Origin of the sequence: Thiospirillum jenense (genome assembly GCF_014145225.1) — a bacterium.
GTDB lineage: Bacteria > Pseudomonadota > Gammaproteobacteria > Chromatiales > Chromatiaceae > Thiospirillum > Thiospirillum jenense.
Genome location: NZ_JABVCQ010000028.1, coordinates 15193 through 26923 on the forward strand (window position 1 = coordinate 15193; position 11731 = coordinate 26923).

At 43.4% G+C, this 11731-nt stretch carries 7 protein-coding genes; 1 reads left to right on the forward strand and 6 read right to left on the reverse strand.

Annotated elements, in window-relative coordinates:
* Positions 1 to 32: 32 nt before the first annotated feature.
* From HUK38_RS11660 to HUK38_RS11670, 3 genes are all read right to left on the reverse strand, one after another.
* Positions 33 to 4751 (reverse strand): helicase domain-containing protein, encoded by a 4719-nt coding sequence (locus tag HUK38_RS11660; protein ID WP_182584506.1) that lies wholly within the window; start codon positions 4749 to 4751, stop codon positions 33 to 35.
* A 274-nt stretch (positions 4752 to 5025) separates the two neighbouring features.
* Positions 5026 to 6249 carry a uracil-DNA glycosylase gene (locus tag HUK38_RS11665; protein ID WP_238787623.1) on the reverse strand — a complete coding sequence of 408 codons (1224 nt, stop codon included), beginning with the start codon at positions 6247 to 6249 and terminating at the stop codon, positions 5026 to 5028.
* A 27-nt stretch (positions 6250 to 6276) separates the two neighbouring features.
* Positions 6277 to 7821, reverse strand: coding sequence for a 2-isopropylmalate synthase (locus HUK38_RS11670; protein WP_182584507.1), 1545 nt, complete (start codon positions 7819 to 7821; stop codon positions 6277 to 6279).
* Positions 7822 to 8051: 230 nt separating this feature from the next.
* On the opposite strand from HUK38_RS11670, the gene HUK38_RS11675 reads away from it, so the two are divergent.
* Entirely contained in the window at positions 8052 to 8231 is a 180-nt protein-coding gene (locus HUK38_RS11675) for a hypothetical protein (RefSeq protein WP_182584508.1), read from the forward strand.
* A 531-nt stretch (positions 8232 to 8762) separates the two neighbouring features.
* Here HUK38_RS11675 and HUK38_RS11680 read toward each other — a convergent pair.
* The 3 genes from HUK38_RS11680 to HUK38_RS11690 are packed head-to-tail and all read right to left on the reverse strand — an operon-like array spanning position 8763 to position 11645.
* Positions 8763 to 9950 (reverse strand): glycosyltransferase family 4 protein, encoded by a 1188-nt coding sequence (locus HUK38_RS11680; RefSeq protein ID WP_182584509.1) that lies wholly within the window; start codon positions 9948 to 9950, stop codon positions 8763 to 8765.
* Positions 9951 to 10006: 56 nt separating this feature from the next.
* Positions 10007 to 10834, reverse strand: coding sequence for a 1-acyl-sn-glycerol-3-phosphate acyltransferase (locus HUK38_RS11685; RefSeq protein WP_182727597.1), 828 nt, complete (start codon positions 10832 to 10834; stop codon positions 10007 to 10009).
* Positions 10835 to 10859: 25 nt separating this feature from the next.
* Positions 10860 to 11645 (reverse strand): GNAT family N-acetyltransferase, encoded by a 786-nt coding sequence (locus tag HUK38_RS11690; protein WP_182584511.1) that lies wholly within the window; start codon positions 11643 to 11645, stop codon positions 10860 to 10862.
* Between the last annotated feature and the right edge of the window lie 86 nt (positions 11646 to 11731).

Here is an 11731-nt window from a genome sequence, read left to right on the forward strand (position 1 = left end):
CCACCATTTAAAACGCTTATTCAATACATATCTCAATCAAGGATTGGATATTCGGGCAAATCACTATTCACTAAATCATATTTTTTGCGGAGTTGTTCAGCCTGCTGGCGCTGTTCTATAGCGCGTTCACTTTTTCTTTGGTCGCTAGACTTAGCAAGATATTCAGCGTAACGTTCACGAGAAACAATTAATCGTTTAGCCATTTCCCGCCGACTCTTTTTAGTATTAGCTTCTTTTAATGCCCATTCATAGAATTGAATGGTAGTCACATCATGTCCTAGGCGTTCTAATGCTGCTCCAATCACGTCTCGGTCAATCTCGAATTGATCACAACCACTCCAACGAGTATTAGAATCATTATCACGCAGTTGTGAGACAAGCAATTCGGTTAAGGCTTGCAGATGTTTTGAAGGGGCATCTAAAACAACCATCGAGCTTGATAATGGTTCAATAATCGCTTTAAGCAATGCCAAGCGCCCTTCATCAAGCTGTGATCGCTTTAGCGATGGAAAACGTTGTTTGAACGCATCGCGTGAGCAGTATTCTTGCGCGAGTCGAGTCCAGCGATCATGATTTGCCAATGTTGTCGCCAGTGCCACCAATGCCGTTTGCCATTTATCGTAATCTTGGCGTGGATCACAAGCAGATAGCGCTTCTTCCGCATCCCGCTCTTCTTGTGTCACTCGAGAATGACGTCGTGCTTGCAGGCGTTCAAGTGTGACATCACGCGGCAGCACCGATTCACCCGGATAGCTGGTTATGTCAGGTTCTGAGTTAATAAAACGTTCACCAAGTTTACGGCGCAAATCAGCCAGCCGTTTTTCATCACCGCTAACGTCTTTTTCTTGTTCATGTTTCCAAATAATGTGTTGTTGCAAACATGCGGCAAAACGTTCATCAAAATAATCACGTTGTGCCGTGGTCAATCCAGGCAAACGCACTGCCCATTCATAATATTCCAGTGCATCGTTCATTCGATTAGCCGATTCAATCGCAGCACCAACTGCCGGCAAACTGAGGCATTTTTCAATCACTGGTAACCACCGATCTCCCTCACGCCTTAAACGTTCATGTAATAGCTGTGACAACACCTCACGCGCTGTACCTGGCGCCTCTCGCACTGTCAAATGAGTTGCCACTCGTTCAACAAAATCATTTTCCATTACCTGCTGGATTTGCTCAGGTAATGAGAGCATATCAAGACGCCGCAATACCGTTATCAATTCGCCCCAGTTATTGCGATTTTCAAGTAACACTCCAAGATATAATCGCCCAATATCTGCAACATGTTCTGCTGAAAGTTGATCAATCTGACGCCATAACCGCTGTATCCGAGGTTTTAATAGTCCAGCATCTGTAATCACGCGCTGATGGGTTAATAATTTCACAGCATGATCTAATTGGTCAGTTTCAATCAACGCATCCATCAGCATCGCTTTTTGTGCTTGACTTAAACTATCAAGGTTTTCTTGGTGTGTACGCCAATCCCTTAGCAATAGTTTAAATTCATTCAACTTGTGCAATGGTTCAATTGTTTCTGGCCAATGTTGAATTTTGCACAAGCTACGGCAATATTTCTCATGCCCGATTTTATTAGACATCTCCCACAGATAACAAGCATCTTCATAGTGATTTAAAACATAAGCAATAATTGCTAGTTGATCATCACTGTAATTAAAACGTCTCGCTAATTGTTCAATTGTTTTCCAGTCAGACCGAAAACAGTTGTCGTTATCTGGAGTGCGACTTAACCAAGTTAATAAAACATTGGCAGCGTCACGTCCACCACGTCCCCTAAAAAAATTAACATCGTATTCGGTTATTATAGTTTCAAGCCGTCGCAGTACTTTTTTTGTCTGCTCTGTATCCCCATTCCATGTAAAACCCTCCTTATCTCTGTTTTGAACTAAATATCCAGATAATTCAACACGCAGATCGCCTTTTTCATTTTCAGTCCAATGAGTTTTTTTAATCGAATTAAAATCAGCATCAGCCCAGAAACAACTTAGCGCAAGAGAATGCTGCTGAATTGCTAAAAAACGCTCCGCTGCTTTCTTATAGTTTCCTTCTAAACGCAACGCATGACCATAACATTCATCTGCCTTTTCTTTTTGTTGGAGACTTTCAAATTTGGTTCGAGCGCGTCTGAGTAAACCGGGATCTTCAGCATCAAGACCTTGGCGAAAGAATTTATCTGCTAATTCTCTAGTATCGTCATATGTGTGATGATCCAACATTAATTGTTCTAAATCTTGCGTATTACCTTGGTGTATAATAAGAATGCGACTACCATCCCATTCAAGCGGGTTAGCGTGTCCTCCAAGATGACGAATTAAATGTTCTGCATCCATTGTTTGCATAGGTTTCCAGAACGTCTCAAATGTATCTGGATCATCAACAATTATTAAACGGCGACGAGCACGACTTGCAGCAACATAAAGACGATTAAAAAAATATTCCCATTCAATTGCAGTATTTGGTAAAACATCATTTTTACTATTGTCACCTTTTAAGCGTTCGGCAAGCGTTTTTGGGCAAGTTGCACCAAACTTATACAACACAACAACCTCATTGTATTCTAGCCCTTTAGCCCGATTAGGACTTAACACACTATTGGGGGTATCACTTTCATCACGTTCAACTGCTTCACATAAGAGTGCATCTCCGCGAACATAAGCAATTTCTTCATCCTCATGACAATTAGGAATAATAACAACGGCATTAGAACTTAATAAGCGGCGCGTATCCGGTGCATTTGTAGCATATAAAAAAGGTTCAACGGCCTGATGATCTGGAAACCATGCTTCTTGGGGACGTATTTGGTCTTCATTGCCAAACAAACATAATCTTATTAGTTGAAGATAATTGCAAAATTGAACAATTTTTTTAGTTGAACGATAGTTTGCTGACAATTCGTGATAGTTCAAAATACCTTTGCCATTTCGCGTATCATTTTCTAGTGGTCCGAGCAGATAATCATGAAAATTGGATTTTACAGCTTCCCAACGAAACCCAGTTGGATTTAATGTTTGAAGCGGATCACCTGCAAATACGAAAGGAATATTGCCAATGTCATGTGTTAATACATTGCGCTTAGAAAATAGCGATAGGCGGTAGATTATTTTTAATTCAATAGCAGTAAAATCTTGTGCTTCATCGCAGAATATTGCCGGATAACCATTTGGAAATTGTCCGTCAACAAGTACCATCAACGCCAAATCTTGATCGTCCCACACGTCATTTTTTTCACAGTGACTTTTGTACCAACTTTCCCAGAAACGTTGAAAGACCGCTGCATAATCTTCCATAGTAACGGTGCGTTGACCATTTGATAAAAGCGCATATTTCTCTGGAGTAAGATAATCGTTTATTCCATTGGCCATGCCTTTTATATAACTTCGTATAATATGCCAAACTAAATCAACGCTGTAACGTTTGCGATCCTGATGCCGTCCAAAAGTCTTTTCCCATAGCCGCTTGAATTGCGCATAACCAATGCGTTTTTCAATTGAAAATCTCTTTTGAACATCTTCAGGTAGCAAAGCAATTAAAAAGTTTCTGAACAAATTAAAGGTTTTTTGAAAAACAATATTTTTATTTTGTTTGTAACATACCTCCCATGTAGGATTTCTTCTCGTTAAAATTTCGGCATTTGCATCAAGCAACTTTTGAACATGACTGACGGCTGCATCATGCAAATTCTTACTATAAGTCAAATACAAAGGTACGAACTGTTTTTCTGGATTCCAATGTTCAAAGCAAAGATATAAATAATCTTTTAGTAAATAATGCAACAGCGTTGATTTACCACTACCGGCACGACCATTAATAAAAAGTGGAAACCTATTACCTGCCTGTTGATAAATACCTGCTAAAATAGCACTTTCTTCTGGAGACAAAGCAAAGTTCCCTTCTGTTTGCTGTTGAATTTGAAAAAACTCCTCTTGCTCTAAAATAAAGACATCTAACGGATACGCACGTCGCGCATGACGAATTAAAGTTTCACGGTCGGCATGAGCAATTGGTATCAATGACGTTGGTGTAGTGACATCCTGAGATGTAATGTCTAGCAACATTAGAATATGGTGTGCAGGAAAATATTGGAAATGTACTCGAAAGCTTGCTTTATCCTTGTACCCACATTTTTCATAAGGAATAGAAGTATTTTTTTCATCAAAAGCGTCAATTTCACTGTAAATCTCCGAATGCAGCAGTTCATAAAGGTTATCGCTGCTCCGAATAATTTTTTCTTGTTGATTCTTATCAATCCATGCTTCTGTTTCGAGTACCATGTTCTGATTTGCAGATGAAGTAGGTGGCAGCAGCCAGAGATGTTCGTCTTTGCTTAGTTCTGGTAACTGTGGTAATTTTTCATTTAAAATTTGAATATCAGTTTCAATTATTTTAAGAAATTTTTCTTTATGCTGAAATGCAATTTCTGCATGTAAATCCGGTGCATCAGTTAACTTAATTTTTTGCCAATGACTATCGTAGTCCTTGTCACCACGACTGAAAAATTCGTAAGCGCAAAGAATTTGATAGTCATCATAACCATCAATTTGATGACGAGAAAACATCACACGAAAATCTCTCCCCATATCCTTTTTAAAGAAGTTTTTATTAAAAGCTTCTAACGAAAAAGGACTTTGATCCTCTACAATTTTTCTCAAAACTGATTCTAAACCACTAATACGACCATGCTGTTGTGCTGTTTTTTTTGTTTTTTCAGTTAGATAAGTCAATATTTTCATAGTGTCACCATACATGATTCATGGCTGATTTTGATCGAAAAATAACCAGCTAAACTAAGTACATAAAAACACATAGTCAATAATTTACACAGTTAAACTGCTAGATCATTGATTCTAAATAGGAGTTACGCAGTTGAGCGCTAACTGTTTGATTTTAACAGGGACATGAGTTACGATGTACGGTCTCATTTCTATGAAAATCAAGCGCTTGTGATTTCAACTGCGTAACTTCTGCTAAAAATATGTCATGCCAATTTAAAAACGAGCAGTTTATTCACGGTGCAATTCGCCGCAATTGCCGCATCAATTCTTGCAAATCCTCCCAACCTCGTGCTTTTTCACGCGGGGCGCGCAAATAATAAGACGGATGGTACGTCACGCGCAATGGAACACCCAATGGCGAATATTCATACCACCGCCCGCGCAATTTTCCCACTGTTTCATTCGTCTCTAATAACGTTTGCGCCGCAACCCGCCCTAAACACAGAATCACTTTCGGTGCAATGAGTGCAATTTGTCGTTCTAAATACGCCCGACAATGCGCAATTTCTGCGGGCAAGGGATCACGATTTTGTGGCGGACGACATTTAATGATGTTGCAAATATACACCTGGTCGCGCCGCAGCAACATAGCTGCCAACATGCGTGTCAGCAACTGCCCCGCCCGCCCAATAAACGGCTCACCCTGTGCATCTTCATCGCGCCCGGGCGCCTCACCAACCAGCAACAGAGTCGCGTGCCGATCCCCACAACCGAACACCGTTTGGGTACGTTCGTGGCATAATTCGCACAGTTGACAATCTGCAACAGTCGCTGCCAATTGCTCCCAATTCATCAGCGCAATAGACGGCGCGGCTGCCGCTGGTGAAAATTGTTTCATGTCCTCAATTGGTTCAGGCAATAGAGTGACCTCGTCTAATTCAATTGTTTTAATCAACTCAATCGGCGCGGTGAATTCAACCGGCGGTATTGATTCTATTGGTTTTACTGAGCCAGCTAATGCTGCTGTATTAGCGACTTTAATCTGCTCAGGCAATAGAGTTGTGTCAATTGATGTCAGTGACGCTGGATAAGATTCATGCATATGTTGAATAACATCCGGGGCAGCATGAGTCATTGCCAGCGCGTTCTCTGGCATCATGTCTATTGGTACAGTTGGGATTGATGCCGATTGATTTAGTCGCTGATGTGACATTTGATCGAATACAACGGCCGCTGGAATATTGGATGGCGCGGTAATAGCTGACGGCAATGCGATGGCGGGTATGATGGCAGACTGCGCATCGTTATTAGTCAGTATTTGCGGCGAATTCAGTTGAACATCCTCAGGTATTGATGGTGCAATAACCGCCGGCGCGGCTGCTAATGAAACTGGCGATGACATTGGCGTCACCACCAAATTAGCGAGTGGTGGTAATTGCAATACCGGCGGATGACGCAACACCCAGCGTTTCACTCCAATTGCATTCAAATAGCCTTGACTGCGCGCATGATTCATAATGGCGATTGCATATATTCAATCAAATTAAACCGCTTGTTGCGGATGCGCCCGTTCGCGGGGTTGTAAAATCTTATTAGCCGCATTGAGATACGCTTTTACCGACGCCACCACAATATCGGTATCCGCCCCCTGTCCATTCACAATTCGCCCGCCTTTTTCTAATCGCACCGTCACCTCGCCTTGTGCATCGGTGCCACTGGTAATGGCATTTACTGAATATAATTTTAATACCGTATCGCTATTAATCAGTGATTCAATTGCACGAAAAGTGGCATCCACTGGCCCGCCACCACTGGCATGTCCTTGATATTCTTCACCATCAATCGTTAATACCACCTGCGCCTGTGGCATTTCACCAGTTTCAGAACACACCCGCATTGACACCAATTTAATGTATTCATTAGCGGCGTCAAAGGTCGCATCTGTCACCAGTGCTTGTAAATCTTCATCAAAGATGTCGTGTTTTCTATCGGCTAATTCTTTAAACCGCGCAAAGGCGGCATTTAATTCTTCTTCAGAATTAAAACTGACCCCCAGTTCTAATAACCGCGCCCGGAACGCATTCCGTCCCGAGTGCTTACCTAATACCATGCGGTTATCATTCCAACCAACATCTTGAGCACGCATGATTTCATAGGTTTCCCGGTGTTTTAATACGCCATCTTGATGAATACCGGCTTCATGGGCAAACGCATTCGCGCCCACAATCGCTTTATTTGGTTGCACGGCAAAACCGGTAATACTCGACACTAGCCGGGAGCAATGAACAATTTGGGTGCTATCCAATCGCGTCTGGCAGGTGAATAAATCTTGGCGTACCCGCACTGCCATGACAATTTCTTCTAATGACGCATTGCCCGCCCGTTCACCCAAACCATTAATCGTGCATTCCACTTGGCGCGCCCCATTGCGCACAGCGGCTAATGAATTGGCTACCGCTAATCCCAAATCATTATGGCAATGAACCGAAAATACCGCTTGATCGGCATTCGGAATGCGCTCGCGCAAAGTGGCAATTAAACTGCCGAATTGATGAGGAATTGCATAGCCAACGGTGTCGGGAATATTCACCGTGCGCGCCCCGGCGGCAATGACGGCTTCTAATATGCGGCATAAAAAATCTATTTCAGAACGTCCGGCATCTTCGGGTGAAAATTCAACATCATCGGTGTATTGACGAGCGCGTTTAACCGCATGAACCGCTTGTGCCACCACTTGATCGGGTGTCATGCACAATTTCTTTTCCATGTGAATTGGCGAAGTGGCAATAAAGGTGTGAATTCGCCCAGCGGCGGCATTTTTTAATGCTTCTCCGGCGCGATCTATATCCTTATCTAATGCCCGCGCTAATCCGCACACGGTGCAATCTTTAATGACTTCTGCGACAGCCTTTACCGCTTCAAAGTCACCCGGGCTGGCAATAGGAAAGCCCGCTTCGATGACATCCACGCGCAAGCGTTCTAATGCTTTGGCAATGCGCACTTTTTCATCACGGGTCATTGATGCGCCCGGGCTTTGTTCACCATCGCGCAGGGTGGTATCAAAAATAATTAAATGGTCTTTGTTCATGTCCACGCAGTTTTATTCCTATATGATGAAAGTCATCACGGCACTTGCCATGAAGCGGTGTTTGTCTATAATTATAGTGAGAAAAGATGATGCGCCCAGCGTATACTTCAATCAAGCGCCATGTTATTTTTATGACAGCAGTGATGCCAGTGTATTCAGCTTTAATGAAATTAAAGCAGGGTGTTTTTTGTAAAAATAGATCAGGTGGTATTTAACATTGCAAATGTAATATGAACGAATTGAAATTGCTTATTTCAATTGCAATGGGCGACGACGTGCTGCCCAGCATGACTTTCACTACCTTTGCCAATATCAAAAGTCGTTTTTATTTTAAGACTAATATGCTCATCACTATGACTGGTTTTGCAAATAAGATCAAGGTATCTCTAGTTTGTGATTACTTTTATTAAGGTAAGCATTTATCCATTACATTGTTAGAAACGGCGGAAATCGATCCTGAAAAATGATTGCTTTGAATTAATAATCGCTGCGTTTGATTGATTTTTTATTTCATATTATGATTATTACGATTAACGATTGTGTCAGATTTGCGGCGCGCCCGAGTTGAAATAATTTAAGCGGTTTCTGGTAATGGCACACGAGTCGTGGCGGTTTAACGCCAGTGGCATCGCCATAGTCGGCAACGACAAGCATTCGTATGGTTGAACTGATAATTTTAGCAACAATTCTTAAGACCTGAACGGTAATTTTTACTTTTCCGTTTCGATCTCGTAAAGATACTGGTAACTAATACCAGCTGTTGCGGCAAGGGGTGCTTGGGAAAGATCAGAAGTGACGCAATTGAAAAAATTCTTTTCAAGATATAATACACTGATTTTTTTGTAGATATAAACTGTACAGCAGACTAGTCAACATCTAACAAAATCAAATTATTGAAATCTAACTGCGTAACTCCTGATAAATATCAATAACGATGACTTTTATTCAATAATAGCGGATTGCTGTTGAATCGCATGAAACTGCTGTTCAATTCCTTGCACTACGCGCTCCCAACTCAAGGTTTCAGCAGTTAAACGCGCATTGCTTCTTAATATTGTTAATTGGATTGGATCACGCGCCGCCGCTACTGCCGCTTGAATATAAGCGCCATCATGCGCAATAGCAACCGTGATTCCATTTTGTCCAGATTGAATATGTTCATGCGCGGCAGCATCGTCAAAAGCAACAACTGCTAAACCGCTGGCCATTGCTTCTGGTACCACGTTACCAAAGGTTTCAGTCAAACTAGGAAATAAAAATAAGTCCGATGACGCATAATGTGTTGCCAATTCTTTACCAATTTTAGCACCAACGAACAGGGCATCGGGGTATTGACGTTGACAGCGGGTTAATTCTGGACCATCGCCAACCAAAATTAACTTGCTATGTGGGATAGCATGTGAAATTGCATGAAATGTTTTAAATACCAGTTCAATGTTTTTTTCTGCCGCAATTCGCCCGACGTATAATACAGCAATGCAGTTTTCATTATCACAGCCCCATGCCTGACGCAATGTTGCACTGCGCCGTTCGGGAGTAAATAAATTGGTATTGACCCCGCGTGAAAACACGCCCACATTATTAAACCCGCTGCGAGTTAATTCCTCTTTTAATGCAATGGTCGGGACGAGTGTTCCGTTAGAGCGATTATGAAATCGGCGCAACGATGTCATAATTGGTTGCATGAGAAAGCCCGCACCATAATAGCGGCTGTATTGATGAAACTGGGTGTGAAAACCAGTCAATACTGGGGTGCCGTGTGCAATTGCTGTGTTTAATGCACCGCGCCCTAATGGACCTTGGGTGGCAATATAAACCGCATGAGGTTGCCAGTGTTGCCAAAAGCGTTTTAATTGTCCTATTAATGGAATGCCGAATTGTAAACGCCGATAACCAGGCAATGGAAATCCTGGCACTAATAATTGGCTATCCACCGTGTGGTCATACTGAATCGGTTCATGGCGTTGGCGCGGGCGAATTAAGCCAATGTAATGACCACGCTGCTGTAAACCCAATACGAGGTGACGCATGGTATTCGCAACGCCATTGATTTCGGGCGGATACGTTTCTGTTACGATTGCTAAACGCAGGGGCTGGTTGAATACTGTCGAATGAATTGCTGTGGGCATAATAAAATAAACACCGAGAAGCGTTTTAGGTGTTAAATGGAATGAAAAAATGCGGGTCAATCGAATGATACAGGGCGCTCATTCAATCCCAAGTGCTGCGCGATGGACTGATGCGTGGCATCTGCTAATGCGCGCCGTGACTGTCCGGCGCTGGTGATGCTTGGTAAAAATGTGACAGTAGCGCAAATGCCGGGGTGGCGCAGGATGCGAATCAGATGCGCAAAGAGTTGGTCGTCGTTGATGAACGGCGCGATCCGGTCGGGCGCATTGGCGCTGCCGTAACGCAGGGCGACGGGTTGAATGTGGGTAGTGGGTGGTGCCGCTGATGTGATTTGTGGTGCAGATAATTCATGTTGCGCAACTGCAAATAAGCGGGGGTGAAAACGCCCTATACTGCTTCCGTCGCTGGTCGTGCCTTCAGCAAAGATCACGACTGAATGACCAGCGGTGAGTTGGCGCTGTAAGTTAATAATGACAGTGGCACTTTGATTGGCGCCACGCGCAATGAATTGGGTGCCAATAACTTCTGCTATCCAGCCAATGATTGGCCATTGACGGACTTCAGCTTTAGATAAAAAACGTACAGGCGCTTGGGCGGCTAATACGGGAATATCGAGCCATGAAATGTGATTGGCAACTAATAATGCGGCGGGGGCAGGCTGTCCGTTGGTGGTGATTTGGAGTTGTAATAGGCGGCAAAGGCGGCGATACCACCACAGCATTGCGCTCGATTGCCACAGACAATCACGCCCAATTTTTTGAATCAGTGCGATTAGTAGAGCGAGTACGAGCGCAATCAATAAATGTCCGCCAATCCGAATAAGTTGCCAAATAATCCAGCGGTTGGTGATGAATGAACGACTGAGTTGTTTCAAGGGTGTCACGCGGTGAATAATTGAAAAGTATCAATTATAAACGCAATGTCCCGGTGCGTTCCAAGAAATGTCGTGCATACACTGGATTTAAATCGCGCACGTCAAGCAACATCAATACATCGGCTACACCAAATGCCGCATCACGACAGGGTTCGCCGCAGGCTTTAGCGCCTAAACGGACATAGGCTTTGAGTAATGGTGGGAGTGGGGCGTCGAGAATCTCTTCTGGTTCGGCGGTTGATAATAATGGGTAATGTGGAATGACGCGCAATTGTGCATCTGACATGGCGTGACGGCGTAGGCGATTCATCATTGCAGCGGCCTGCACGTCATTGTCGCCTAATGACATACTGGCGCATCCAAATAGATAATCTATTTGATGAGTTTGAATGAAACTGGCCAATCCTGACCATAATACGGCAATTGCGGCGCCCTGGCGATAATCGGCGGCAATGCAGGTGCGGCCGACTTCTAATAATTGCCCGGGCAATAAGAGTAATTGACCTAAGTCGAATTCATGGGCGGAATAAAAACTGCCGAGTTGTTGAGCGGCAGCACCTGTGAGTAATCGGGTGCAACCAATTAAACGGCCGGTGTGGGTTTCGCGGACTAATAAATGATGACAGGCGGTGTCGAATTCATCACAATCAATCCCGTGATGGGCGCTGTCTAATTGTGCGCCTAATTCTTCGGCAAAGATTTGATAGCGCAATACCTGTGCTTCGCGCACGGCGGCGGCGCTATTGGCTAATTCAACTAATAAACGGTCGCCCCGTTTGGTAATGGGTAATGATTTGGCGGTCGCAGCGGTTGCACCCATGCGAATGTTCCTCAACACAATGGTAAATTGGTGAAGAGTCAAATTAACAGGGTGTTATTGCAAAATGATAAGCAAATAATGACTAA